Source organism: Massilia sp. Bi118 (genome assembly GCF_918697865.1).
Taxonomy (GTDB): Bacteria; Pseudomonadota; Gammaproteobacteria; order Burkholderiales; family Burkholderiaceae_D; genus Telluria.
Window position 1 is genome coordinate 250,767 of the sequence record NZ_CAKKMV010000009.1, and the last position, 23,488, is coordinate 274,254.

The following is a 23,488-nucleotide window of genomic DNA, read 5'->3' on the forward strand; positions in this document are numbered from 1 at the left end:
TTTGAGTACGAAAGTTTAGCATGCGAAGTATTTTCGTTCAAGTAGGTGGGCACGTGGCGCCCACCCTACGCGATACGGTGTAGATCCTGCGGCGTGGTGAATTCATCGGCGCAGCCGTGCTGCCGCAGCGCCTCGATGGTGGCATACCCCCAATGCACCGCCCCGAAGTCCACCCCCGCCTTGCGCGAAGCCTCCGCATCCGTCCCCTGGTCGCCAATATAGATGGCATCCCGCGGCGCTACGCCGCAGCGCTTCAGCACCGCCCGGATGCGGCTGGTCTTGCCGAAGATCGACATGCCGCAGTCGAACTGCGCCACCAGCGCCGCCAGCTCCGGTCCCAGCACTGTGCGCACGTTGTGCTCGGAGTTCGAGGACACCACCGTCACCAGCACCCCCTGCGCATGCAGGAAGCGCAAGGCATCGGCGATGCCGTCGAAGAGAGATATCGCGCCGGCGTTCTCCTTCATCATCGCCATGAAAGTACGGGAGGCCGCCGGCAGCTTCCAGGCCGGCATGCCGACGTGCTCCATCATCTGCCGCACGCCGTAGTGCCGCAGCTCGCCGGCCCTGGCCGTGTCGATGCGCCTGAAGCCATGGCGGTCGGCGATGGTGTTGAAGACGCTGAGGAAGAAGGGGAAGGAATCGGCCAGGGTGCCGTCGAAGTCGAAGATGGCGAGTCGGTAAGTCATGGGCACAGCAGCGTGGGATAATTGTCGGCTCGACTATACATGATCCCGAGCCCCGCCTTGACCACCGTCCTCCTGCTGAAGCTGTGCCTCGTTCCTTCCCTGATCTACCTCGTGACCCTGATCGGCCGCCGCTGGGGACCGAATGCGGCCGGCTGGTTTTCCGCGCTGCCCATCGTCGCCGGACCGATCCTGCTGACGATGGCGATCGAGCAGGGACCGGGCTTCGTGGCGACGGCTGCCGCGCACACCCTGATCGCCGTGATTGCGGTGCTGGTGTTCTGCATTGCGTATGCCTGGGCTTCGGGGCGCTTCGGCGTGTCTGGCTCTCTGTGCACGGCGCTGGCTGCGTATGCCGCGGCGGTGGCGGGCCTGCAGCTGGTCGAACTGCCGCTGCTGCCGGGTTTCCTGCTGGTCCTGTGCGTGCTGGCGCTGGCGCCGCGGTTGTTCCCGCGCCTGTCCGGCGCTGCCGAACGTAGCGCTGTGCAGCCGAACGACCTGCCGCTGCGGATGCTGGCCGGCGCGGTGCTATGTTTTGTGGTGACCTGGGCTGCCGCCGGCATCGGCCCGCGCCTGAGCGGCTTCTTCGCGATGTTCCCGGTGATGGGCACGATCATCGTCGGTTTCTCGCATGCAGCCTCGGGACGCGCCTATGCGGTCAACATCCTGCTCGGCATGGCGCGGGGGTATTACGCATTCGCGACCTTCTGCGTGGTGCTGTCGCTGATGCTGCGCGGGCAGCCGATTGCGCTGGCGTTCTGCCTGGCGGCGGGAGCGGCGCTGGTGGTGCAGGTGTTGAGCAAGCGGGGGATGGTGCTGTCCTTGAAGCGGGGCTGAGCGCTTCTCTCAACAGAACGGCGGAAATCGCAGGAAATGAATATGTATTGACGGAAGTTACTGAATGTAACGGGTGGGCATAAAGGCTGAGCGTCCTTTATCATGCGCCCGTTCGGCAATATCGACGGCAATGCGTTGCTCGATGAGAGTCGGGCAACGCATTGTTGAGGATATTGCTGATGACGGTAAAGAAGGGATCGACACAATTTGGCCTGATTAATCTGCTCAAGGCGGGCGCCGCACAGCTGATCGTCCTGCACCACCTGGCCTTCTATGGACCAATGGCGGACGAGGCGCGTCCCCTGATGCCGGCGCTGATCGACTGGCTCGACGAATACGGCCGCATCGCCGTGCAGGTATTCCTCGTCGTCGGCGGCTTCCTGGCCGCGAAATCCCTTTCTCCGCAGGCCCATCCAACAATCGCCCATCCCGGCGCGACGATCTGGCGCCGCTATATCAGGTTGGCGCTGCCTTTCATGGCGGCGATGCTGCTGGCAATCGGCGCCTCCGCCGTGGCGAGAGGATGGATGACCCACGATTCGATTTCGGCGCCGCCGACCTTGTCCCAATTGAGCGCGCATCTGCTGCTGATGCATGACGTACTCGGTTACGAAGCCTTGTCCGCCGGCGCCTGGTATGTCGCAATCGATTTTCAGCTGTATGCGCTGACGACTTTGCTGCTATGGGGCGCCGGCAGTTTTGCGGGACAGCAGCGCCAAGCTTGGCTGATGCCGGTGCTGGTCGCGCTATGCGTCGGCGTTTCGCTGTTCTACTTCAATCGCGACGCCGATTGGGACGTATGGGCGCCGTATTTCTTCGGCAGTTATGGACTCGGCATGCTGGCCTGGTGGGCGAGCGATCCGGCGCGCAAGCCCGGTGAAGTCGCGCTGCTGCTGGCGATAACGGTGCTGCCGACCCTGATTGCACTGAACCTTGAATTCCGTAGCCGGATCGCGGTGGCGCTGGTCGTGGCTTGCGTATTGTTCCTGTTCGGCCGTATCAAGCTTGCGGACTACCGCAGCCAGGCCTGGACACTGGTGAATCGCCTGGCGGCGATCTCGTTTTCGGTATTTCTCGTCCACTTTCCCGTTTGTCTGGTCGTGAATGCCGCCTTTAGCCGCTTCGTGTCGGAGCAGCCGCACGAGCAGGCCTTCGGAATGGTGATTGCGTGGCTTGCCAGCCTGGCGGCCGGGGCAGCCTTTTACCGTTGGGTGGAAACGCCGCTGGGACGGATGCTGACGGGTTTTACGCTCAGCCAGCCGCGCATGCAAAGCCGGGCAGTGGCAAAGCTGAGGGCATCTCGTTAATCCGAGCGGATGTTTTATTCCAGCCGGACAGCAACGTCGAATATCCAGGTGCGGCGGATTTCGATCACGTCGTACTGGCGCGCCAGCGACGGCGGAAAAGCGCCAAAGGGCGCCTGGCTGGCGATGATTTTTCGTATCGCTTCATCGATGGCGGGAACGCCGCTCGAGGTCACGAAGCTCACTTTCTCGACAGTGCCGTCGGCCCGCACCGCGACCGTCACCGTCGGGCGATTGTGCGGCTGCTTGACGAGCTCGCGGATCATCTCGAAAGTCATGTTCTTTTCGATCTTCCGGCTCATCGTCTCCGCGTAGAGAACGAGATCGCCATTCGGATCGGCGCGGCCAAATAACCAGCCGCGGCGCAGGGCGCTCGCCGAGGGGAGGGGCGCGCGGGATGCCGCATCGCGTTGGGCCGCTTCCAGATTCAGTTGCCTGCCGATGGCTTTGAGGCGTTCCTCTCGCTCGGCTTCGTACTTGGCCTTGTCGCGCAGGACTTGATCCTTCTTGGCCTGCTCCAGTCTTGCCGCTTCCTGACGTGCAGCGTCGGCGGTGCGCTCCTGCTCCTGCTTTTCTGTCGCCTGGCGTGCCTTCTCGGCTTGCCTGGCCTGCTCCTGACGCGCTGCTTCCTGGCGTTGCGCTTCCAGTTGCGCCTGTTTAGCCTGTTCTTCCCGCACAGCCTCCTGGCGGAGCCGTTCCTGGCGCTGCAATTCCAGCTGCGCCTGCTTTGCCTGTTCCCGCTGGATGGCTTCGTTGCGCGCAGCTTCCTGTCGAAGGAGCTCGGCTTTTTCCTGTTCCTGCTTCGCGGCGGCCAGTCGGGCAGCCTCGTCCTTTGCGGCTTGCTCGGCGCGCGCAGCCTCTGCGCGAAGCAGCTCCTGGCGTGCTGCTTCACGCTGCGCGGCGGCCATCAACTCGGCCTGCTTCAGGTTTTCCGCGAGTTGCTTTTCCCGTTCGACGCCCGCCTGGTCGAGCGCCACGCGGTCATTCGTCGCCTGTTCGAGCGCGGGCTGGGCGACATCGCGCGTCGTGCTTTGAGTTGGCGTGTCATCGAGGTGAGGCGGGGACCGTTGCGCCACGGGGGCGATCGGTAGCGATGCGACAGCTTGCCTGTTCGCGGTCACGACGGGCTCGACGGCGGATGCCGGCGCCGCGGCCGCCGCCGGCTTGGGCATGGGCGCTGGCGTTGCAATGGGGGAAATCGACACGGCTGACACCGTGCTGCCTATCGTCGAGACGTCCTCGGAGGCGAGCACGGGATTGGCTTCTTTGGCCGGCGGCCTTGGCAAGGGCGCGAGCATGACCTGGAGCTCATCGGCGCCGAGCCGCTTTTGTTTCCAGGGCAGCTTGAAGCCGGGCAAGCCGAAGGTCTGGCCGCCGAAAGTGATACTGAGCAGTATGGCGTGCAGCAGCACGGCGACCAGCAAGGCGGTGCTCATGCGCCGCTGATCGGTCTGGATGAAAAGGCCATGAAGGCGCCCGGTGCTGGCTGTCGGAAACATCAGAATAGCCTATCACAGCAGAGAGCAGCTATTGATATAAAACAAAGAAAGCGTGGGTTTTTTGTCCTGTTCTTCCTCAACATTGCCACGTCGATTTCGTATTTCAATAATCGCTTCGCCAGCCAAGGGAGCATCCATCGTGAAACGATTCCTCATCTGCTTTGCGATGCTGTTGCCGTTCTCCGTATCGGGCCAGGACTACCTGCCGCGCGACGTCCAGCGCCTCATCGACCTCCGTGCAGGCTGCGAACCGCACGGATCATGCGCTACGACTGGAAAAGAATTGGTTCAGCTGAAGCGGAAATACGCGGCCAATTCAACAATCATGCAGATCCTGAACCAGTTCGACATCGGTACCGACACGGCCGACATTGTCGAAACGCCCGCACCTGCACCGGCGCCGAAAAAAAAGAAAGCGCAAACGCGCCGGGTGCGCGCGAAATAAAAAAGCCAGCCCCGAAAGGCTGGCTTCTCGCATCAAGCGACGATCAAGCAGGGATCAAACGTCAATATTCCCCGCCTGCAGCGCATTCGACTCAATAAAGTTACGACGCGGCTCGACCTCATCGCCCATCAAGGTCGTAAAGATCTGGTCCGCAGCAATCGCATCCTCGATCTGCACCTTGAGCAGGCGGCGAACGGTAGGATCCATCGTGGTTTCCCACAGCTGCTCGGGATTCATCTCACCCAGACCTTTATAACGCTGCTTCGAAACGCCACGTTCCGCTTCCTCGCGCAGCCATTCCATGGCCTGCTGGAAGTCGCGCACGGCGCATTCCTTCATCTTCTCGCCTTCGCCGCGGCGGATGATGGCGCCTTCGCCCATCAGGCCCTGGAAGGTGGCGGCCGAGCTGGCCAAGGTGGCGTAGTCGGCGCTGGCCACGAAGTCCGCGTCGATCGAGGTCACCTGCACGTTGCCGTGGTGGATGCGCTCGATGCGCAGCGCGTGCTTGTCCGACAGGTCGTCGGAGCGCACGCCAACCTTCACGCTTGGATCCTTGATGGCATCCATCATGGCCTGGGCCGATTTCTCGGCGGCTTCCTGGCTGCTCAGGTCCAGCGTCACGCCGGTCATGATGGCGGACAGGGCGGCGCGGTCGATCACGCGTGTCAGTCGCATCATGATGGCGTTGGCGCGGTTGTACTTCTCGACCAGGTTGCCCAGGTCGCCGTCGACGATCGGCGCCGCGCCGTCCTGCGGGATCAGGGCGGCGGTGTTCAGCGCCACGCGCATCATGTAGCTGGCTTCTTCGACGTCGTCCTTCAGGTAGCGCTCGTCGCGGCCGGCCTTGACCTTGTACAGCGGCGGCTGGGCAATGTAGATGTGGCCACGTTCGACCAGCTGCGGCATCTGGCGGTAGAACAGCGTCAGCAGCAGGGTGCGGATGTGGGCGCCGTCGACGTCCGCGTCGGTCATGATGATGATGCGGTGGTAGCGCAGCTTGTCGACGTTGAACTCGTCCGGGCCGATCGAGGTGCCGAGGGTCGCGATCAGGGTCGTGATCTGCTCCGACGACAGCATCTTCTCGAAGCGCGCCTTTTCCACGTTCAGCACCTTGCCGCGCAGCGGCAGGATGGCCTGGAACTTGCGGTCACGGCCCTGTTTGGCGGAACCGCCTGCGGAGTCACCCTCGACGATATACAGCTCGGCCAGCGCCGGGTCGCGTTCCTGGCAGTCGGCCAGTTTGGACGATAAGCCCAGCCCGTCCATCACGCCCTTGCGGCGGGTCAGGTCGCGGGCTTTACGGGCCGCTTCACGGGCGCGTGCTGCTTCGACGATTTTGCCGCAGATGATCTTGGCGTCGTTCGGCTTTTCGTTCAGGAAGTCGGTGAGCGTTTTCGCCACGATCTCTTCGACCGGGCCGCGCACTTCCGACGACACGAGCTTGTCCTTGGTCTGCGACGAGAACTTCGGCTCCGGCACTTTGACGGACAGCACGCAGGTCAGGCCCTCGCGCATGTCGTCGCCCGAGATTTCGACCTTGGCCTTCTTGGCGAATTCGTTTTCGTCGATGTACTTGTTGATCACGCGCGTCATCGCCGCGCGCAGGCCGGTCAGGTGGGTGCCGCCGTCGCGCTGCGGGATGTTGTTGGTGAAGCACAGCACCTGCTCGTTGTACGAATCGTTCCATTGCATCGACACGTCCACCGAGATGTTGGTGCCCTGGTCCGACTGGCGGTCGCCGGTGGCCTGGAACACGGTCGGGTGCAGGACGCTCTTGGCCTTGTTGATGTACTCGACGAAACCTCGGGTGCCGCCTTCGAACGCGAAAATTTCTTCCTTGCCGTTGCGCTGGTCGGTCAGCTTGATGTTGACGCCGTTGTTCAGGAAGGAGAGTTCGCGGATACGCTTGCTCAGGATCTCGTAGTGGAACTCGACGTGGGTGAAGATTTCCTCGTCGGCCCAGAAGTGGACTTCGGTGCCGCGTTTGTCGGTGTCGCCGAGGATCTTCATCGGCGAGACTTCGACGCCGTCGACGACTTCGATGATGCGGTCCATCGGCACGCCGCGCGAGAATTCCAGCTGGTGCACCTTGCCTTTTTGGCGCACGGTCACGCGCAGCAGCTTCGACAGTGCGTTCACGCAGGACACGCCCACGCCGTGCAGGCCGCCGGAAACTTTATACGAGTTCTGGTTGAACTTGCCGCCGGCGTGCAGTTCCGTCAGGGCGATCTCGGTCGCCGAGCGCTTCGGCTCGTGCTTGTCGTCCATCTTGACACCGGTCGGGATGCCGCGGCCGTTGTCGGTGATCGAGATCGAGTTGTCGGAGTGGATCGTGACGTGGATCTCGGTGCAATAGCCGGCCAGGGCTTCGTCGATGGAGTTGTCCAGCACTTCGAACACCAGGTGGTGCAGGCCGGTGCCGTCCGAGGTGTCGCCGATGTACATGCCCGGACGCTTTCGCACGGCCTCCAGGCCTTCGAGGATCTGAATCGACGAGGCGCCGTACTCGTCCGCCTTGGCAGAAGAGGATTCCAAAATTGCTTGAGTGTTCTCGGACATGACAGCTTTCTCAAATAACGGGTAAATCAGACCGCGGACTCATGATCCGCGGTTTCGCCCAACAAGACCATATATGGGCGATTCAGCGCTTTTTAAATACGCATCGGCATGACGACATACTTGAAGTCGCCATTTTCAGGAATCGAAATCAGCGCCGACGAATTCGAATCGCCCAGCGAGATATTCACCTGGTCGCACTTCAGGTTGTTCAGCACGTCCAGCAGATAGGTGACGTTGAAACCGATGTCGATCGCATCGCCGCCGTAGTCGATTTCCAGTTCTTCCACCGCCTCTTCCTGGTCGGCATTGGTCGAGCTGATCTTCATCGAGCCCGGGGCGATCAGGCAGCGCACGCCCTTGAACTTGTCGCTGGTCATGATCGCGGCGCGCTGCAGCGAGCGCAGCAGTTCGTCGCGGCTGATCGTGAAGTCGTTCTTGTAGCCCTTCGGGATCACGCGGGTGTAGTCAGGGAACTTGCCCTCGACCAGCTTCGACACCAGTTCGATGTCGGCGAAGGTCAGTTTCACCTGCGAGGCGGCGATGTCCAGGCGGACGGTCTCGTCGCTTTCTTCCAGCAGGCGCTGCAGTTCGATGATGGTCTTGCGCGGGATGATGACTTCCTGGCGCTCGAAGGTTTGCTCGGTATCCACCTGGGCAAAGGCCAGGCGGTGGCCGTCGGTCGCGACCGCGATCACCTTGTTACCGTCCAGCACCAGCAGCAGGCCGTTCAGGTAGTAGCGGATGTCCTGCTGGGCCATCGCGAAGTGCACCATATTGAACAGGTGCTTCAGCGTCTTTTGCGGCAGGGTGACGGAGGCGTTGTAGCTGTCGGCCACCGAGACGGTCGGGAATTCCTCGGCCGCCAGGGTCTGCAGCGCAAAGCGCGACTTGCCGCTCTGGACGGTCAGGCGCTTGTTCAGCAGGGTCATGGTGACGTCGCCCGATTCCGGCAGGGCGCGCAGGATATCGAGCAGCTTGCGGGCCGCCACGGTGGTGCCGGTTTCTTCAGGACCCGAACCGATATTGGCCAGGGTCGTGATTTGCACCTCGGTGTCGGTCGACAGGAAAGAGACGCTTTCGCCGTTCTTGCGGATGAGGATATTGGCCAGAATCGGCATGGTGTGCCGACGCTCGACAATACCACTCACGATCTGCAGTGGCCGGAGAAGCGTGTCTCGGGTGGTTTTGACCAGTTGCATAAATATCCCTCAGTTTTTATAAGGTAAAAAATGTTGTCTGTGCAATATTTTGCCAGAAATCACCAGAAAAACCTCAGCCTTTCAGTGTCTGTTCCAGGACGTGCAACTCGTGGTTGCACTCGGCGTTTTTCTGGCGGTCCGCGGCGATCTTGCGTACCGCATGCAGCACCGTCGTGTGGTCGCGGCCGCCGAACAGCTCGCCGATTTCCGGCAGGCTCTTCTGCGTCAGCTCTTTCGCCAGGTACATCGCGATCTGGCGCGGACGGGCGATGTTGGCCGGACGGCGTTTCGAATACATGTCCGCGACCTTGATGTTGAAGAAGTCCGCCACCGTCTTCTGGATGTTTTCCACGGAGATCTGGCGGTTCTGCACCGACAGCAGGTCCTTCAGCGCTTCCTTCACCACGTCGATGGTGATTTCCTTGCCATGGAAACGGGAGTAAGCCAGGATCTTGCGCAGCGCGCCTTCCAGCTCGCGCACGTTGGAGCGCAGGTGCTTGGCCACGAAGAAGGCGACGTCGTCGTTCAGCACCACGCCTTCCGATTCCGCCTTCTTCATCAGGATCGCCACGCGCATTTCCAGCTCGGGCGGCTCGATCGCCACCGTCAGGCCGGAATCGAAACGCGAGATCAGGCGATCGTCCATGCCGGTGATCTCTTTCGGATAGGTATCCGAAGTGATGATGATCTGCTTCTTGGCAGCGATCAGGGCTTCGAAGGCATAGAAGAACTCTTCCTGCGTGCGGCTCTTGCCGCCGAAGAACTGGATATCGTCAATCAGCAGCATGTCCAGCGAGTGGTAGTAATGCTTGAAGTCGTCGAAACCTTTACGCTGATACGCGGTCACCACGTCGCGCACGTACTGCTCGGCGTGGATGTAGCGGATGCGCGCGCCCGGCTGGTCCTTCATCACCTGGTTGCCGATCGCATGGATCAGGTGGGTCTTACCGAGGCCGACGCCGCCGTAGAAGAACAGCGGGTTGTACGAGACGCCCGGGTTGTTCGCCACCTGGATCGCGGCGGCGCGCGCCAGCTGGTTGGCCTTACCGGTCACGAAGTTCTCGAAGGTCAGTTCGGGATTCACGCGGCTCTGCTCACGGCGCGGGTTGTTGGCGATGACGTTGTCCGGCGTGACGACCGGCGTGGCCGGCACGGTGTTGTCGGCGGCGGCATTGATGCCCATCGCGCCCGCCGCCATTTCGGCGGTCGAGGTGGTCGGCTGGCGATTGCTCACCGCGTCTGGCTTCTTCGGCAGATTCCTCGAGTCGAGCACGAACTGCACCTCCACCGGGCGCTCCCAGAAATCGGAGGCGAGGGCGGTGATGCGGTTCGCGAACTGCGACTTTACCCAGTCGAGCTTGAAGCGGTTGGGCGCCGCGATGCGCAGCTTGCCGTCCTCATAGTCGAGGGCGACCAGTGGTTTGATCCACGCGGTATATTGCTGCGGCGTCAGCTCGAGTTCCAGCTGCGTGGAACAGGCCTGCCAAAAGTTTTCCATACATCGACCAAGTTAAAGCGTAACACTCTATTTTAACTGTCTTCTCGAAAGTTATCCACAGGCGGAGCGGGTTTTTTCCACCGAATCTCAACAGCGTGATGCACATGAGCAACCATGCCAGGCTGGCATGGCGGCGGCGCTGCAGCGCAACAGCTTCCTTGACAGCTCGGCCGAAAATGCTGTCTAATTCAGGGTTCCCCGCCCACACGCATTGCCAACTCAGGCACTCAGCACATGGGCGACAAGCTTTGCTGAGGCGTGACGCTGGCTTAACAACTGCGAAATGTCATTGGCGTATGGCTGGCTCTGGGAGCGCCGAAAACCGTTGCGAGCGGCGGCAGTTTTGAACGAGAAGCGCAGCTGTACGACAGTACAGCGAGCATCACAGTTCAAAAATGCAACGCGCAGCAGGTTTGCGGGGTTCCCAAGAGGCCGGCTCCGATTTTGCATTCTTTTTGCTTTAAGCGAGACCACCATGAAACGTACTTACCAACCTTCCGTCGTCCGTCGCAAGCGCACGCACGGCTTCCGCGCACGTATGGCTACCCGTGGTGGCCGTCAAGTCCTGAACGCACGCCGCGCCAAGGGCCGCAAGCGTCTGGCTGTCTAAGCCACGACAGGCCTTTCGACCGCGCCTAAGCAATGTCAGGCGAAGGTTCGCACGACTTCGCGCGCGTTCGGCGCATCGTAAAAACGGATGAGTTTTCATCCGTTTTTCGTTTGCGCCCTGCACAAAAAACCGCGCATTTCGTGCTCTATACCCGACCGACTACCCTGCCGCATGCGCGGCTGGGCGTCGTCGCGGCCAAGCGTTTCGCGCCGCGCGCGGTCACGCGCAATACCATCAAGCGCATCACGCGCGAACTGTTCCGCACCACGGCGATGCCAGCGCTCGATTGCATCGTGCGTTTGTCTCGTCCGGTCAATACCAAGAGCGGACCAGCCACGAACAAGGCCCTGAAGACGCTGCTGCACGCCGAGCTGGCGCGCCTGTTCGCGTCGCAGGCGCCGCGGCCGCGCAAGCCGGCGCCCGTTGCCGCGCCACCCGCTGCGGCTCCCGATGTGCCGGACCAGCCAGGACAGCAGCCATCATGAACAGGCTGCTCGTCTGGCTGCTGCGCGCTTACCAGTTGCTGGTGTCCCCGATGTTCGGGCCGAGCTGCCGTTTCTATCCGAGCTGTTCCAACTACGCGATCGAAGCGGTGCGGCTGCATGGCGCCGCGCGCGGCGGCTGGCTGGCCTTGCGCCGCGTCTGCCGCTGCCATCCGTGGAACGCCGGCGGCAACGACCCTGTGCCACCCCCAACAACCGCTTGCGGTTGCAACCATTCCTGAATAGGACCCAATGGAAATCAATAAACGTACCATCCTGTGGATCGTGTTCGCCGTCTCGCTGGTCGTCCTCTGGAACGACTGGATGGTGGCCAACGGAAAACAGTCGATGTTCTCGCCGCAGCAGCCGGCCAAGGTCGCAACCGCTCCGGCTGCGCAGCCGAAGGTGAACGACATGCCGACCCCGGCGGCCACGCCGGCCTCCGTGCCCGGCGCCGCACCGGCCGACGGCACTGCCGCGGCACCGGCCCCGATCCAGACCAAAATCATCACCATCACGACCGACGTCTACAAGGCCGACATCGACACCGCCGGCGGCGTGATCCGCCGCCTGGAACTGTTGAAGTACCGCGACAAGGTCGACAACACCAAGAACCAGCTGCTGTTCCACACTGATCCTGCCAAGGGCCGCCTCTACCTGCCGCAGACCGGCCTGACCGGCGGCCCGGCCGGTCCTCTGCCGAACCACAACACCCCGTTCGTGGCAAAGCCGCTGGTCACCAACGGTAACCAGATCCAGCTGGTGCTCGAAGCGGAGCAGGGCGGCGTGCGCCTGACCAAGACCTTCACCTTCCACCAGGGCGACTACGTGATCGGCGTGCGCCATGACGTGACCAACATCGGCACCGTGCCGGTGGCACCGTCGCTGTACCTGCAGCTGCAGCACGACGGCAGCAAGCCGGAAGGCGACACCTACTTCAACAGCAGCTACACCGGTCCGACCCTGTACACCTCGCAGGACAAGTACCAGAAGCTGACCTTCGACAAGATCGCCAAGGGCAGCGCCGAGCACACGAACAAGGCCACCGACGGCTGGATCGCGATCTCGCAGCACTTCTTCGTCTCGGCTTTCATCCCGGCCGACAAGATGCAGCGCGATATCTACACCAAGAGCCTGGGTAACAACCTGTTCGCCATCGGCACCGTGATGCCGCTGGGGACCGTGGCGCCGGGCGCCACCGTGTCGAACGAAGCCCGCCTGTATTCGGGCCCGCAGGAAGAGAAGATCCTGGAGAAGGTCACCCCTGGCCTGGAACTGGTGCGCGACTACGGCTGGGCGACCATCATCGCCAAGCCGATTTTCTGGACCATGGACCAGCTGCACCAGATGATCGGTAACTGGGGCTGGACCATCGTCGCCTTCACCATCCTGATCAAGCTGCTGTTCTTCCCGCTGTCCGCAGCCGGCTACCGCAGCATGGCCAAGATGAAGACCGTGACGCCGAAGATGCAGGCGATCCGCGAGCGTTATAAAGCCGACCCGGTCAAGATGCAGCAGGCCACCATGGAGCTGTACAAGACCGAGAAGATCAACCCGCTGGGCGGCTGCCTGCCGATCCTGATCCAGATGCCGGTGTTCCTGGCGCTGTACTGGACCCTGCAGGCTGCGGTCGAAATGCGCGGCGCCCCGTGGATCCTGTGGATTCACGACCTGACCGCGCCGGACCCGTTCTACGTCCTGCCGATCATCTACGCCATCTCGATGATCGTGACCACCCGCCTGAACCCGCAGCCGGCCGATCCGATGCAGGCCAAGATGATGATGTTCATGCCGATCGCGTTCTCGGTCATCTTCATCTTCTTCCCATCCGGCCTGGTGCTGTACTGGGTGGTGAACAACCTGATCTCGATGGCGCAGCAGTATGTGATCACCAAGAAGTATGCGCCGGCGAAGTAAGCAGTTTTCGCTGTGATGACAAGAAGCCCGTGCGTTGCGCGGGTTTTTTTTATTCGTTAGCCCCAAGACAGTCGTCCCCGCGCAGGCGGGGACCCAAGTTTGGTGGTTCGCCACGAACTTGGATTCCCGCCTGCGCGGGAATGACGTTTACAATCTCCGTCCATGAAACTAGACACCTCCCCCATCGCCGCCATCGCCACCGCCCCCGGCCGCGGCGGCATCGGCGTCGTGCGCGCGTCCGGCAAATCGCTGGCGTCGCTGATCGATGCCCTGTTCCCGGGCCAGAAGCTGGCCCCGCGCCACGCCACCTACCTCCCGTTCAAGGACGCAAATGGCACCGTCATCGACGAAGGCCTGGCCCTCTGGTTCAAGGGCCCGCACTCTTACACCGGCGAAGACGTGCTGGAACTGCAGGGCCACGGCGGCCCGGTGGTGCTGCGCATGCTGCTGGCGCGCGTGCTGGAAGCGGGAACGGACTTTGGCCTGCGCCTGGCCGAGCCGGGCGAATTCACCCGCCGCGCCTTCCTGAACGACAAGCTGGACCTGGCCCAGGCCGAGGCCGTAGCCGACCTGATCGACGCCTCCACGGAAGCCGCCGCCAAGTCGGCCTCCGCATCACTGTCGGGAGCCTTCTCGAAGGTCGTGCATGAGCTGGTCGATAAAACCATCAACCTGCGCATGCTGGTCGAAGCCACGCTCGACTTCCCGGAAGAGGAGATCGACTTCCTCGAAAAATCGAATGCGCGCGGCCAGCTGGCCGGCATCGTCGAGGCGCTGGACCACGTGTTCCGCCAGGCGGCCCAAGGCGCGCTGCTGCGCGAGGGCCTGAACGTGGTGCTGGTGGGCCAGCCGAACGTCGGCAAGTCCTCGCTGCTGAACGCGCTGGCCGGCGCCGACGTCGCCATCGTCACGCCGATCGCCGGCACGACGCGCGACAAGGTCAGCGAGACCATCCAGGTCGAGGGCATCCCGCTGAACATCATCGACACCGCCGGCATCCGCGCGCTGGACGAGGGTATCGACGTGGTCGAGCGCATCGGCATCGAGCGCACCTGGGGCGAAGTCGGCAAGGCCGACGTGATCCTGCACCTGCTGGACGCGAACCTGGGCCCGGCCAGGGCCGACGAAGATATCGTCGCTGCCTTTCCGGCCGGCGTGCCGGTGGTCCGCATCTGGAACAAGATCGACCTGTCGGGCCACAAGGCATCAAGGGACGAGAGCGCGGATGCAGCCCACATCTACCTGTCGGCGCACGAGAAGATCGGCATCGAGCTGCTGCGCGCGGAACTGCTGCGCATCGCCGGCTGGCAGCAGACCGGCGAGTCGCTCTACCTGGCGCGCGAACGCCACCTGATCGCCCTGCGCGCGGCGCGCGAGCACCTCGACATGGCGGGCCTGCATGCGGCGCAGGACGACCAGTCGCTGGACCTGTTCGCGGAAGAGCTGCGGCTGGCGCAGGACCAGCTGTCCAGCATTACCGGGCAGTTCACGCCGGACGATCTGCTGGGGGTGATTTTCAGCCGCTTCTGTATCGGTAAGTGATCAGTCCAGGTAAGGCTTCAGCAAGCCCGCCACCCAGTCCATGAAGGCCACCGCGCGCGCCGGCACATGGCGCCGCGTCGGATACACGAAGGCCACCGGCATCGGCGCCGGCCGGTAATCCGGCAGCACCTCGACCAGCTTGCCGGCCTCGATCAGCTCGCGCAGGCCGGCGCCCGGCACCTGGATGATGCCCAGGCCGGCCAGGCAGGCGGCTTTATACGAAGCGGTGCCGTTCACCGTCAGCATGCTGCCCACCGGCGCGTAGTGGGTATGCTCGCCGTCGAACCATTCCCAGGCTGCGGTGCTGCCGCCCAGCTGGGCGTCGTAGTGAATCAGGCGGTGCCGCACGAGGTCTTCCAATCGAAGCGGCGTGCCATACTGCGCCAGGTAGGCCGGGCTGGCGCAGTTGACCAGTTTGTAGCTGCCCAGCGGCCGCGCGACCAGGGACGAATCAAGCAGCACGCCTGCCCGCAGTACGCAGTCATACCCCTCGCGGATCAGGTCGACGCGGCGGTCGGCGGTGCCGAGGTCGATTGCCAGCTGCGGGTGCCTGGCCATGAATTCGCCCAGGCGCGGCAGCACCAGTTCGCTGGCCAGCGCCACCGACATGTCGACCCGCAGCCGGCCGCTCAGGACATCGGCGCCGCCGCGGAACATGCCGCGCAGGGCCTCGACTTCATCCAGCACTTCGCGGCTGCGCGCGTGGAAGGCCTCACCCTCCTGCGTCATCTGGACCCGGCGCGTGGTCCGTTGCAGCAGGCGCGTGCCCAGCTGCTGCTCGAGCTGGCGCACGGCTGCGGACACCGTTGCATTCGGCAGCCCGAGCTGGCGCGCGGCGCCGCTGAAGCTTTCGAGTTCGGCCACTTTCAGGAAGACCTGGATCGTATCGAGTTCGTTCATGCAGCCATAATTCTTCGTAAATCCTGCAAAGTCAATTCGATTTCAGGCTGTTTATTGCAGCACAGTGGAAGAATACACTGGACTCCTCTTACGAAAGGAGCCTGACATGAATACCACCACGAACCGCATCGCGATCATCACCGGCGGCAGCCGCGGCCTGGGCCGCAGCATGGCCCTGCACCTGGCGCGCGACGGCGCCGATATCATCCTCACGTACCAGCAGAACGAAGCGGCGGCGCGGGACACCGTCGCCGAGATCGAAGCGCTGGGACGCAAGGCAGCTGCTTTCAAACTGGACGTCGCCGACAGCCGCGCCTTCGCCGGCTTCGCCGCCCAGGTCGATGCCACCCTGGCCGCATGGGGCCGCGAGCGCTTCGACATCCTGGTCAACAACGCCGGCAGCGGCCTGCACGTGCCGCTGATGGCGCTGAGCGAAGAGCAGTTCGACGGCATGATCGCGATCCACCTGAAATCGGCCCTGTTCCTGACCCAGGCGCTGGCGCCGCGCCTCAATGACGGCGGGCGTATCCTGAACATCTCCAGTGGCCTGACCCGCTTCACGGTGGCCGGCGCCGGCGCCTATGCCGCGGCCAAGGGCGGCGTCGAGGTGCTGACCCGCTACCTGGCGCGCGAATTGGCGGACCGTAGGATCTCGGTGAACACGCTGGCGCCGGGCGCCATCGCCACCGATTTCGGCGGCGGCCGCGTGCGCGACGATGCCGCCATCAACGCCTGGGTCGTATCGCAGACCGCGCTGGGACGCACCGGCCTGGCGGACGATATCGGCGGCGCCGCCGCCAGCCTGCTGGCCGAGGGCAGCGCGTGGATCACCGGGCAGCGTATCGAAGCCTCCGGTGGAATGGGCTTATAATTTACTGAACAGTTCACGGGCGAGGCGGGCATGGAAAAGGGGATCACACGGCGGCGTTTCGGCGTGACGATGGCGGTAGCGGCAGCCGGCGCCATGCTGGCTTCCTGCGCAAGCCTCACCGGCCCGCGCCGCGTCGAGATCTCGCAATCCAGACTGCAGGCGGGCCTGGAGCGCCGCTTCCCGTTGCGGAATCGCCTGCTCGAACTGTTCGACGTCCAGCTCACCCGCCCGCAGCTGGCGATCCTGCCGGAGAGCGACCGCGTGGCGCTGACGATGGACGTGTCGGTGTCGCCGCCTTTCCTGCGGCAGTCCTGGGCCGGCGTCATGACCCTGTCCGGTCACCTGTACGTGGACGCCGCGCGCAGCGGCGTGTTCATGGCCGACGCCCACGTCGACCGCTTCGACATCCAGGGCATGGAGGGCGCCCGCGCCAGGGACCTCGGACGCGCGGCGGATGTCCTCATGAACCAGCTGGTGCGCGACGTCGCGATCTACAGCTTCCGCCCGGAAGACCTGCGCTATGCGGGCGCGCAGTTCGTGCCGACCCGCCTCGATACCATCCCCGGCGCACTGGTCGTCACCGTCGAACCCCAGCGCTGACGCAAGCACGCCACGCGCACGATTGAACGGCCCCAAGCAGCTGTTGTTAATACTGCTATTATTTCTCGCAGCTAGAAGTCCGGCATCGTTCGCTTCGATGAATCGTGGAGTGCCGTAATTGTTGCGTCACCAGGACTGTCGCAGGCTCGCCATTGCGGAGGTAACGCAATCGGCGCAAACTTGAGTCGACTTCGGTGCGCATCAGCATGCAACGGACAAGCCGCGCTTGCGCTTTCTCATGCACACGGTGTTCCACTAAAGTAATCTTTGCGTTACTGAAGCGCAGCCGGTAAGGGGGTGATCTTGGAAACGATACAGGAAAGTTTTCCGGAGAAGGGGCTGGCCGTCGAGCCGCTCGTCGCCGCGACGATCAAGACCGGCGCCACGCCGGTGCCAACGCGTCTCAGCCTGCCGCCGAAAGGCGCGTGTTGGTACTGCGACAAACCCCTGGACAGCGTGCGCCGGTTCTGCGGCAAATCCTGTTCCGACGCCTTCGACGAAGAAGCCGAATTCACGCGCTGAGCCAGGCCAGCGCGCCTTCGAAGTCGAAGACCTCGATCGCTGCCGCGATCCTGCGGTAGCGTTCCTCACCCAATTCCCTCGTCAAGCTCGCGGCGGCGTCCTGCACCAGGTCGACCGCGTCGCCGTTGCCGTCCTCGAGCAGGGCGCGCAGCTGCGCCGTGACCGCGCCGCGGCCGTCTATCTGCTGCACGGGCGCCGCCGGCGCGATGTCTTCGTCCGTGTCCAGTTCGAGCAGCACCCGTTCCAGCGCATGCTCCAGCCGCGCCAGGCGCGGCGCCAGATGGCCGTCGCCGCGGCGCAGCGCCTGTTCCAGCGCCTGCGCCGCCTCGCGCAGCGGCACCGCCTCGATCATCCCGGCCGCGCCCTTGAGCGTATGCGCCTGGCGCTGCGCCACCTCGATGTCGCCGGCGGCCAGGGTCTCGCGGATGCGCTCGGTCGCGTGCCGGTAGTCCTTGCGGAAGCGCGCCAGCACGCGCGCGAAGAGGGCGGCATCGCCCATCAGGCGGGCGATGCCATCGGCGCGGTTGATGGCGGGAAGAAGGGGCGCGGAAGCCGTTGGCTGGTCGGCGGACTCGCTCATTTGGTCGTGAACGACCAGGTCTTGCTGACCGCCGCGCCGCCTACGGTACCGTTGAAGCTCACGTCGTAGGTGGTGTTGGCCGCCAGCGGGGCCAGCGGAACGATCGCCGCCACCGAGGCCATGGTCGTGTTGGGATCCTGGCCCTTCACCAGCAGGCGCGTCGCCAGGCTGTTGGCGGCGCCGCGCACGCGCACCGTGAAGCTCGTCACGGCGATCGGCTCGGTCAGGTTCGCGTGCACGCTGATCGGGTAGCCGACCTCGTTGGTGTCAGGGACCGGATCCGGCTCTTCGAAGTCGCTGGAGAAGTTGCGCTGCACCCCGGTCTGGCCGTTGAAGGGCCAGGACACGATGGAGTGGCTGGGCAGGCCCGGGCTGTAGCCGCGGGTGGCGCCCAGATTCGTGGTGAAGTAAATGTAGCTGGCGGTGGCGGTGGCCGCGCCGGTGCCCATGTCCTTGAACAGCGGCTCGAACATCACGAAGCGGTGGTAGATCGCCGTGACCAGTTCCTCGGCCATGTAGAAGCCGGTGTTGTTGGTGGTGGCGGCGATGATCTCGCCCGAGGCGTAGTTGGGCACCAGCGTATAGCCGGCGGCCTGCACACGGGCTTCCACCGTGGCGCCGGTGTAGCCGGCCCGGTTGGATTGCTCGTCGTGGGTGACCAGGTTGTTCAGGCGCTGGTAGTCCGAGTGGGCCTGCGACGAACGGTCGAGCTGGCTGTTGCGCGCCAGCGCGCCGACGCCGGCCTGGGCGCGGCGGTAGTTGATCCAGTTGAAACCGTCGGTGGCGACGTTATTGGTCAGGACCGGCGCCGAGGCGTCCTGCCCCGAGAATCCGGTGGACCCGCCGGTCGAGCCGGTAGCGCCATTCGCGCCGCTCGCGCTGCCGCTGTCCGAGCCGCCGCCGCAGGCTGCCAGCGCCAGGGCGGCGATGAAGGCGGCGATCATGCTCTTCGCAGGATGCGTTTTGCTCATCATGTCATACTCCCAACTTCCGTCAATACCGGGGTCAAAGAGCTCCCATTCTAGGCTAATTCCGCGATCCATGCGCCCCCCTAAGTGCATGTAAAATAAGCCATTCTTTCCTTTTATCGAGTCGTCAATTTGAAGCCTAGCCGCCAGCAGCGCCTCGCGCGCGCCAAGTTCGCCCTGCCCAGTTTCGTGACCCTGCTGTCGATCGCCTGCGGCTTCGGCAGCATCGTCATCTCGGTCGACAACGCCCCGGTGGGCAACCCGGACGACTACCGCCTGGCGGCCATCCTGCTGGTGCTGGCCGGCGTCTTCGACGCGCTCGACGGCTTTGTCGCGCGCGCCACCAACACCCAGTCTGACTTCGGCGTGCAGCTCGATTCGATCGCCGACGTGATGAACTTCGGCTGCGCCCCCGGCCTGCTGCTGTACTGCTACGGCTTCGCGCAGATGGGGCTAGAGCATCCGACCCTGGTGCGCATGGGCGGTCTGGCCTGCTTCGTGTTCGTGGCTTGCGGCGCGCTGCGCCTGGCGCGCTTCAATGTGATGGTGGGCCGGACCGACCCGCGCTACTTCGTTGGCATGCCGATCACCGCCGGCGCGGCCTGCGTGGCATCGGTGGTGGTGGCCTGGCCCGACCCGGTGGCCGCCACCGACATGGCCCGCGCCTTCCTGGTGATGCTGCTGATGGTGGCGGTGGGCGCGCTGATGGTGTCGACGATCCGCTTCCCGAGCTCGAAGCAGCCGAAATCGAAAGCGGTGTTCGTGGCGCTGGGCGTGTGCGTGCTGCTGCTGGTGCTGCTGCAGACGCGCTTCTTCGCGCTGTTCTTCGTGCTGTATATCAGCGCGACGCTGCTGCTGAATATCGCGTGGCAGGGCGGGTGGCGCGGAATCGCGCCGCCGAAGGTTTACGAGGATTGATTACGCAAATTTATCCAACAGCGCCGCCAGATGAGCGGCGCTTTTTTTCGCCTCCTCCAGATCCGCCGCATTCCCGGTCTGGTTGACGATACTCGCCGTCAGCAGCTGCACGAATGACCGGTCGAGCGCTTTTCTCGCCGCCGCCATCTGCTGGGCCACGGCGTCGCAGTCGGCGGGCGCGTCGGCCAGCGCCACCAGCTTCTGGATGCCGCGCAGCTGGCCTTCGACCCGCGCCAGGCGGTTCAGCAGGTCCTTCTTCTGCTGCGCGCTGAGGGCGCGGCCCTCGACGATAGGGATCGTCATGCGACTTCGTGGCCGCGCGCCGCGCGCAGGATCGCGAACCAGTCGGTGCGCGACAGCCTGAAGCTCGTGCCGGCCACCGCCACGGCGATGGCTTCGATGCGGCCGCTGCCGGTCAGCGGGATCGGATTCGAGGGCAGCTGCATGATCCAGGCGAAGATCACGCTGGCGAAAGGCTGGTGCAGGCGGTCGGCGATCTCCTTGACCACCAGGCGCAGGTTCTCGGCATTGGCCTCGTTCGAGGTGAACAGGCGGCCGCCGGCCAGCGGCGACCAGATCATCGGCGCCACTTTCAGGTCCTGCAGGCCGTCGAAGGTCTCGTCGAACATCGGCGCCACGTGCAGCGGCGAGAACTCGACCTGGTTCGTCGCCAGTTCGACGCGGCGGTTCAGCGCCTCGAACTGGTGGCGGCTGAAGTTCGACACGCCCACATGCAGCACCTTGCCGGCCTGCTTCAGGCGCGTGAAGGCTTCGGCGATCTCGTCGAAGTCCATCAGCGGATCGGGACGGTGGATCAGCAGCAGGTCGAGGCGGTCGGTATGCAGCTGGCGCAGCGATTCCTCCGCGGACGCGACGATGTGCGCGGCGGTGGTGTCGTAGTGCTGGATCGCGTGCTCCGGGCGTTTATTCGACAGCAGCTTGATGCCGCACTTGCTGATTAACTGGATCCGGTCGCGCAGCGAAGGCTGGGCGCGCAGGGCTTCGCCGAACTGGCCTTCGACGCCGTAATTGCCGTAGATGTCGGCATGGTCGAAGGAGGTCACGCCCATCGCGATGCACTGCTCGATCAGGGCGATGCGCTGCCCGACCGTCATGTTCCACTCGACCATGCGCCACATGCCGGCGACGATGCGGGACAGTTCGAGTCCGTTCGCGCGGGTGGCGATGCGGGGGCAGTGCAGGTCGCGGGGGAGGGCTTGGGTCATGGCGAGTCGTCCTTTGTAAACGTAGGGTGGGCACCCCTGTGCCCACCAAATGTTGCATGTTGCCGGCGCATGGTGGGCACGGGGTGCCCACCCTACGACGCGATTACTTCATCCACAAGCGCATCGAATCCCAAGCACGTCCGAACATCGACGCTTCCGACACCTCTTCCAGCGACACCACCGGCAGCGCCAGCAGCGGCTTCCCGTCGACCATCATCTTCAGGGTGCCGACGCGGCCGTTCAGGGCCAGTGGGGCGACCAGCGGGTCCTTGCGTTCGAGGACGGGCTTCATCTTCTGCGCCACGCCCTTCGGCACGGTCACCAGCACGTCGTTCGGGAAGCCGATCTTCACGGTCGACTTCGAGCCCTTCCACACTTCCGGGGTGGCGATCGCCTGGCCCTTCTTGTACAGCCTGACGGTGTCGAAGTTCTGGAAGCCCCAGTTCAGCAGCTTCTGGCTTTCGGCGGTGCGGGCGCCGTCCGAGTTGGCGCCGGACAGCACCGAGATCAGGCGGCGCTCGCCGGACGTGCCGTTCGGGCGGTGGGCCGAGGCGATCATCGAATAGCCCGAGGCTTCGGTGTGGCCGGTCTTCATGCCGTCGACGGTCGGATCGAGCCACAGCAGGCGGTTGCGGTTCTGCTGCTTGATCTTGTTATAGGTGAATTCCTTGACCGAGTCGATCTTGTAAAACTCGGGGAAGTCCTTGATCACGTGCGAGGCCAGGATCGACAGGTCGCGCGCGGTCGAGTAGTTGTCCGGGCTGGGCAGGCCGTGCGGATTGGCGAACTTGGTGTTCTTCATGCCCATGCGCTGGGCCTGTTCGTTCATCAGGTGCGCGAAGGTGCCTTCGTCGCCGGCCACGGCTTCGGCCAGCGCCACCGCGGCGTCGTTACCCGACTGGACCATCAGGCCGTACAGCAGGTCGTTGATCGAGACCGGGGTGGCCGGGTCGATGAACATCTTCGAGCTGCTGCCGTCGACCTTCCAGGCGTGCACCGACACGTTGACCTTCTGGTCCAGCGTGATCTTCTTGTCGCGGATGGCGCCGAAGACCACGTAGGCGGTCATGACCTTGGTGAGCGAAGCCGGCTCGATGCGGGTGTCCGCATCCTGCGAAGCGATGATCTGGCCGCTGGTTACATCCAGCAGGGTCCAGGAACGGGCGGCGATTTGCGGGGCCGGCACTTGTTGCGCATGGGCGGCCGAGATGAGGAGGGCACTGGCGGCCAGGGCGGCGATTAGCTTTTTCATGGGAGGCAAGAGGAAATCAGAGGGACGATGACGCAAAGGCAATGCCCGTAAGCATTGCCTAGAAAAAAGACAGACCATTATAGGCCAGTGATCGCCTCAAATGTCACGCCGCCACATTTGCGCGACAAGATTTTTAATGTGAACGAGCTTGCGGTGGAAGAAATGGTCGGCGCCCGGGATCACCGTCACCGGGATGTCGAGCGGGCGCGCCCAGTCGAACACCTGCTGCAATGTGATCGTATCGTCAAGTTCGCCGTGGATCAGGATGGTGTCCGCGGGGACCGTCGGCATCGGCCATTTGCCGGCGGCGGTCCCGACCAGCACCAGGCGCTCGGCCGGGCGGCCCTGGGCTTCCAGGCGCTGCTGCAGCTGGGCCTGGACGAAGGTGCCGAAGGAGAAGCCGGTCAGCGCGAGCGGCAGGCCGGGATATTGTTCGACCATGTGCTCATACATCACCTGCATGTCGTCGACTTCGCCGCGGCCGTCGTCATACGTGCCCTCGGATTCGCCGACGCCGCGGAAGTTGAAGCGGGCCGTCACGTAGCCCAGGCCGACGAAGGCGCGCGCCAGCGTCTGCGCGACCTTGTTGTCCATGGTGCCGCCGTACAGCGGGTGCGGGTGGGCGACCAGGGCGATGCCGCGCGGAGGACCTTCCGGCTCGTCCAGCTGGCACTCCATCTTGCCGGCGTGGCCGGTCAGGTAAAACTTTTGCGAATGCTTGTTCATTACGTACTAAAGAAGATCAGATTTTCAAACGCTCGACCACTTCGCCCTTGAGCAGGTGGCGGTCGATGATCTCGTCGATGTCCGAGGTGTCCACGTAGGTGTACCAGGTGCCCTGCGGGTAGACCACGACCACCGGGCCTTCTTCGCAGCGGTCCAGGCAGCCGGACTGGTTGATGCGCACCTTGCCCTGGCCGTTCAGGCCGAGTTCCTTGATGCGCTTCTTGGCGTGCTTCTGGGCGGTCTCGGCGCCGTGCTTGCCGCAGCTGGGGCGGCAGCCTTCGCCTTCGCGCACGTTCATGCAGAAGAACACGTGGTGTTCGTAAAAGGGTTTTTCGTCGCTCATGTCG

The 23,488-nt window shown here is 63.8% G+C and carries 25 protein-coding genes; 12 read left to right on the plus strand and 13 right to left on the minus strand.

The annotated features are described in order from the left end of the window. Positions 1-65: 65 nt before the first annotated feature. Positions 66-689 (minus strand): HAD hydrolase-like protein, encoded by a 624-nt coding sequence (locus LQV39_RS15570; RefSeq protein ID WP_230027039.1) that lies wholly within the window; start codon positions 687-689, stop codon positions 66-68. A 57-nt stretch (positions 690-746) separates the two neighbouring features. Here LQV39_RS15570 and LQV39_RS15575 point away from each other — a divergent pair, with 57 nt between their 5' ends. Next, a complete protein-coding gene (locus LQV39_RS15575; RefSeq protein ID WP_230027040.1) occupies positions 747-1,523 on the plus strand; it encodes a hypothetical protein in 777 nt (258 codons plus the stop codon). Between the two features lie 179 nt (positions 1,524-1,702). Then, positions 1,703-2,830 (plus strand): acyltransferase, encoded by a 1,128-nt coding sequence (locus LQV39_RS15580; RefSeq protein ID WP_230027041.1) that lies wholly within the window; start codon positions 1,703-1,705, stop codon positions 2,828-2,830. Between the two features lie 14 nt (positions 2,831-2,844). On the opposite strand, the gene LQV39_RS15585 is transcribed toward LQV39_RS15580, so the two are convergent. Next, positions 2,845-4,326 carry a TonB C-terminal domain-containing protein gene (locus LQV39_RS15585; RefSeq protein WP_230027042.1) on the minus strand — a complete coding sequence of 494 codons (1,482 nt, stop codon included), beginning with the start codon at positions 4,324-4,326 and terminating at the stop codon, positions 2,845-2,847. 139 nt (positions 4,327-4,465) lie between these two features. Between LQV39_RS15585 and LQV39_RS15590 the strand changes: the two genes are divergently transcribed. Further along, positions 4,466-4,771, plus strand: coding sequence for a hypothetical protein (locus LQV39_RS15590; RefSeq protein ID WP_230027043.1), 306 nt, complete (start codon positions 4,466-4,468; stop codon positions 4,769-4,771). 54 nt (positions 4,772-4,825) lie between these two features. Here the strand turns inward: LQV39_RS15590 and gyrB are convergent, their stop codons facing one another. From gyrB to dnaA, 3 genes are all read right to left on the minus strand, one after another. Continuing rightward, the gene (gyrB, locus tag LQV39_RS15595) at positions 4,826-7,330 is read right to left on the minus strand and encodes a DNA topoisomerase (ATP-hydrolyzing) subunit B (RefSeq protein WP_230027044.1); all 2,505 of its coding nucleotides are present in this window, start codon (positions 7,328-7,330) and stop codon (positions 4,826-4,828) included. Positions 7,331-7,422: 92 nt separating this feature from the next. Continuing rightward, positions 7,423-8,529 carry a DNA polymerase III subunit beta gene (dnaN, locus tag LQV39_RS15600; protein ID WP_230027045.1) on the minus strand — a complete coding sequence of 369 codons (1,107 nt, stop codon included), beginning with the start codon at positions 8,527-8,529 and terminating at the stop codon, positions 7,423-7,425. Between the two features lie 73 nt (positions 8,530-8,602). Beyond that, positions 8,603-10,027 carry a chromosomal replication initiator protein DnaA gene (gene dnaA / locus LQV39_RS15605; protein WP_230027046.1) on the minus strand — a complete coding sequence of 475 codons (1,425 nt, stop codon included), beginning with the start codon at positions 10,025-10,027 and terminating at the stop codon, positions 8,603-8,605. Between the two features lie 475 nt (positions 10,028-10,502). Here dnaA and rpmH point away from each other — a divergent pair, with 475 nt between their 5' ends. From rpmH to mnmE, 5 genes are all read left to right on the plus strand, one after another. Next, positions 10,503-10,637: a 50S ribosomal protein L34 gene (gene rpmH, locus LQV39_RS15610; protein WP_040378179.1), complete on the plus strand. Its 135-nt coding sequence runs from the start codon at positions 10,503-10,505 to the stop codon at positions 10,635-10,637. A gap of 32 nt (positions 10,638-10,669) precedes the next feature. Beyond that, positions 10,670-11,122 (plus strand): ribonuclease P protein component, encoded by a 453-nt coding sequence (gene rnpA, locus LQV39_RS15615; protein WP_230027047.1) that lies wholly within the window; start codon positions 10,670-10,672, stop codon positions 11,120-11,122. Further along, positions 11,119-11,361, plus strand: a complete 243-nt coding sequence (gene yidD / locus LQV39_RS15620) for a membrane protein insertion efficiency factor YidD (RefSeq protein ID WP_230027048.1) — start codon at positions 11,119-11,121, stop codon at positions 11,359-11,361. Before rnpA ends, yidD begins: the two co-directional genes overlap by 4 nt. A gap of 10 nt (positions 11,362-11,371) precedes the next feature. After that, entirely contained in the window at positions 11,372-13,036 is a 1,665-nt protein-coding gene (gene yidC, locus LQV39_RS15625; RefSeq protein WP_230027049.1) for a membrane protein insertase YidC, read from the plus strand. 162 nt (positions 13,037-13,198) lie between these two features. Then, on the plus strand, positions 13,199-14,578 hold the full coding sequence (gene mnmE, locus LQV39_RS15630) for a tRNA uridine-5-carboxymethylaminomethyl(34) synthesis GTPase MnmE (RefSeq protein WP_230027050.1): 1,380 nt from the start codon (positions 13,199-13,201) through the stop codon (positions 14,576-14,578). Here the strand turns inward: mnmE and LQV39_RS15635 are convergent, their stop codons facing one another. Next, the gene (locus LQV39_RS15635) at positions 14,579-15,478 is read right to left on the minus strand and encodes a LysR family transcriptional regulator (protein WP_230027051.1); all 900 of its coding nucleotides are present in this window, start codon (positions 15,476-15,478) and stop codon (positions 14,579-14,581) included. A gap of 106 nt (positions 15,479-15,584) precedes the next feature. Between LQV39_RS15635 and LQV39_RS15640 the strand changes: the two genes are divergently transcribed. The 3 genes from LQV39_RS15640 (at position 15,585) to LQV39_RS15650 (ending at position 17,471) form a co-directional block, all read left to right on the plus strand. Then, positions 15,585-16,349, plus strand: coding sequence for an SDR family NAD(P)-dependent oxidoreductase (locus LQV39_RS15640; RefSeq protein ID WP_230027052.1), 765 nt, complete (start codon positions 15,585-15,587; stop codon positions 16,347-16,349). Between the two features lie 30 nt (positions 16,350-16,379). Further along, on the plus strand, positions 16,380-16,949 hold the full coding sequence (locus tag LQV39_RS15645; protein ID WP_230027053.1) for a DUF1439 domain-containing protein: 570 nt from the start codon (positions 16,380-16,382) through the stop codon (positions 16,947-16,949). Positions 16,950-17,246: 297 nt separating this feature from the next. Then, entirely contained in the window at positions 17,247-17,471 is a 225-nt protein-coding gene (locus LQV39_RS15650; RefSeq protein WP_230027054.1) for a hypothetical protein, read from the plus strand. Here LQV39_RS15650 and LQV39_RS15655 read toward each other — a convergent pair. Next, positions 17,461-18,051, minus strand: a complete 591-nt coding sequence (locus tag LQV39_RS15655) for an Hpt domain-containing protein (protein ID WP_230027055.1) — start codon at positions 18,049-18,051, stop codon at positions 17,461-17,463. The two genes, LQV39_RS15650 and LQV39_RS15655, sit on opposite strands and share 11 nt — an antisense overlap. Next, positions 18,048-19,025 (minus strand): CAP domain-containing protein, encoded by a 978-nt coding sequence (locus LQV39_RS15660; RefSeq protein ID WP_307727854.1) that lies wholly within the window; start codon positions 19,023-19,025, stop codon positions 18,048-18,050. Before LQV39_RS15660 ends, LQV39_RS15655 begins: the two co-directional genes overlap by 4 nt. 126 nt (positions 19,026-19,151) lie before the next feature. Here LQV39_RS15660 and pssA point away from each other — a divergent pair, with 126 nt between their 5' ends. Next, positions 19,152-19,937 carry a CDP-diacylglycerol--serine O-phosphatidyltransferase gene (pssA, locus tag LQV39_RS15665; RefSeq protein WP_230027056.1) on the plus strand — a complete coding sequence of 262 codons (786 nt, stop codon included), beginning with the start codon at positions 19,152-19,154 and terminating at the stop codon, positions 19,935-19,937. Here pssA and LQV39_RS15670 read toward each other — a convergent pair whose 3' ends face one another. The 5 genes from LQV39_RS15670 to LQV39_RS15690 form a co-directional block, all read right to left on the minus strand. Next, the gene (locus LQV39_RS15670; protein ID WP_230027057.1) at positions 19,938-20,240 is read right to left on the minus strand and encodes a metal-sensitive transcriptional regulator; all 303 of its coding nucleotides are present in this window, start codon (positions 20,238-20,240) and stop codon (positions 19,938-19,940) included. Beyond that, positions 20,237-21,163 (minus strand): aldo/keto reductase family oxidoreductase, encoded by a 927-nt coding sequence (locus LQV39_RS15675; protein ID WP_230027058.1) that lies wholly within the window; start codon positions 21,161-21,163, stop codon positions 20,237-20,239. Before LQV39_RS15675 ends, LQV39_RS15670 begins: the two co-directional genes overlap by 4 nt. Before the next feature lie 103 nt (positions 21,164-21,266). Further along, on the minus strand, positions 21,267-22,415 hold the full coding sequence (locus LQV39_RS15680; protein WP_230027059.1) for a D-alanyl-D-alanine carboxypeptidase family protein: 1,149 nt from the start codon (positions 22,413-22,415) through the stop codon (positions 21,267-21,269). Between the two features lie 96 nt (positions 22,416-22,511). Beyond that, positions 22,512-23,141, minus strand: coding sequence for an alpha/beta hydrolase (locus LQV39_RS15685; protein WP_230027060.1), 630 nt, complete (start codon positions 23,139-23,141; stop codon positions 22,512-22,514). 16 nt (positions 23,142-23,157) lie between these two features. Beyond that, positions 23,158-23,484: a ferredoxin gene (locus tag LQV39_RS15690; RefSeq protein WP_230027061.1), complete on the minus strand. Its 327-nt coding sequence runs from the start codon at positions 23,482-23,484 to the stop codon at positions 23,158-23,160. Between the last annotated feature and the right edge of the window lie 4 nt (positions 23,485-23,488).

What these genes read in the sequence shown, in the direction of transcription:
- LQV39_RS15570 (WP_230027039.1), bottom strand. Translation starts at nt 689, where the DNA reads ATGACTTACCGACTCGCCATCTTCGACTTCGACGGCACCCTGGCCGAT.
- LQV39_RS15580 (WP_230027041.1), top strand. Translation starts at nt 1,703, where the DNA reads ATGACGGTAAAGAAGGGATCGACACAATTTGGCCTGATTAATCTGCTC.
- LQV39_RS15585 (WP_230027042.1), bottom strand. Translation starts at nt 4,326, where the DNA reads ATGTTTCCGACAGCCAGCACCGGGCGCCTTCATGGCCTTTTCATCCAG.
- gyrB (WP_230027044.1), bottom strand. Translation starts at nt 7,330, where the DNA reads ATGTCCGAGAACACTCAAGCAATTTTGGAATCCTCTTCTGCCAAGGCG.
- dnaN (WP_230027045.1), bottom strand. Translation starts at nt 8,529, where the DNA reads ATGCAACTGGTCAAAACCACCCGAGACACGCTTCTCCGGCCACTGCAG.
- dnaA (WP_230027046.1), bottom strand. Translation starts at nt 10,027, where the DNA reads ATGGAAAACTTTTGGCAGGCCTGTTCCACGCAGCTGGAACTCGAGCTG.
- rpmH (WP_040378179.1), top strand. Translation starts at nt 10,503, where the DNA reads ATGAAACGTACTTACCAACCTTCCGTCGTCCGTCGCAAGCGCACGCAC.
- rnpA (WP_230027047.1), top strand. Translation starts at nt 10,670, where the DNA reads ATGTCAGGCGAAGGTTCGCACGACTTCGCGCGCGTTCGGCGCATCGTA.
- yidD (WP_230027048.1), top strand. Translation starts at nt 11,119, where the DNA reads ATGAACAGGCTGCTCGTCTGGCTGCTGCGCGCTTACCAGTTGCTGGTG.
- yidC (WP_230027049.1), top strand. Translation starts at nt 11,372, where the DNA reads ATGGAAATCAATAAACGTACCATCCTGTGGATCGTGTTCGCCGTCTCG.
- mnmE (WP_230027050.1), top strand. Translation starts at nt 13,199, where the DNA reads ATGAAACTAGACACCTCCCCCATCGCCGCCATCGCCACCGCCCCCGGC.
- LQV39_RS15635 (WP_230027051.1), bottom strand. Translation starts at nt 15,478, where the DNA reads ATGAACGAACTCGATACGATCCAGGTCTTCCTGAAAGTGGCCGAACTC.
- LQV39_RS15640 (WP_230027052.1), top strand. Translation starts at nt 15,585, where the DNA reads ATGAATACCACCACGAACCGCATCGCGATCATCACCGGCGGCAGCCGC.
- LQV39_RS15645 (WP_230027053.1), top strand. Translation starts at nt 16,380, where the DNA reads ATGGAAAAGGGGATCACACGGCGGCGTTTCGGCGTGACGATGGCGGTA.
- LQV39_RS15655 (WP_230027055.1), bottom strand. Translation starts at nt 18,051, where the DNA reads ATGAGCGAGTCCGCCGACCAGCCAACGGCTTCCGCGCCCCTTCTTCCC.
- LQV39_RS15660 (WP_307727854.1), bottom strand. Translation starts at nt 19,025, where the DNA reads ATGATGAGCAAAACGCATCCTGCGAAGAGCATGATCGCCGCCTTCATC.
- LQV39_RS15670 (WP_230027057.1), bottom strand. Translation starts at nt 20,240, where the DNA reads ATGACGATCCCTATCGTCGAGGGCCGCGCCCTCAGCGCGCAGCAGAAG.
- LQV39_RS15675 (WP_230027058.1), bottom strand. Translation starts at nt 21,163, where the DNA reads ATGACCCAAGCCCTCCCCCGCGACCTGCACTGCCCCCGCATCGCCACC.
- LQV39_RS15680 (WP_230027059.1), bottom strand. Translation starts at nt 22,415, where the DNA reads ATGAAAAAGCTAATCGCCGCCCTGGCCGCCAGTGCCCTCCTCATCTCG.
- LQV39_RS15685 (WP_230027060.1), bottom strand. Translation starts at nt 23,141, where the DNA reads ATGAACAAGCATTCGCAAAAGTTTTACCTGACCGGCCACGCCGGCAAG.
- LQV39_RS15690 (WP_230027061.1), bottom strand. Translation starts at nt 23,484, where the DNA reads ATGAGCGACGAAAAACCCTTTTACGAACACCACGTGTTCTTCTGCATG.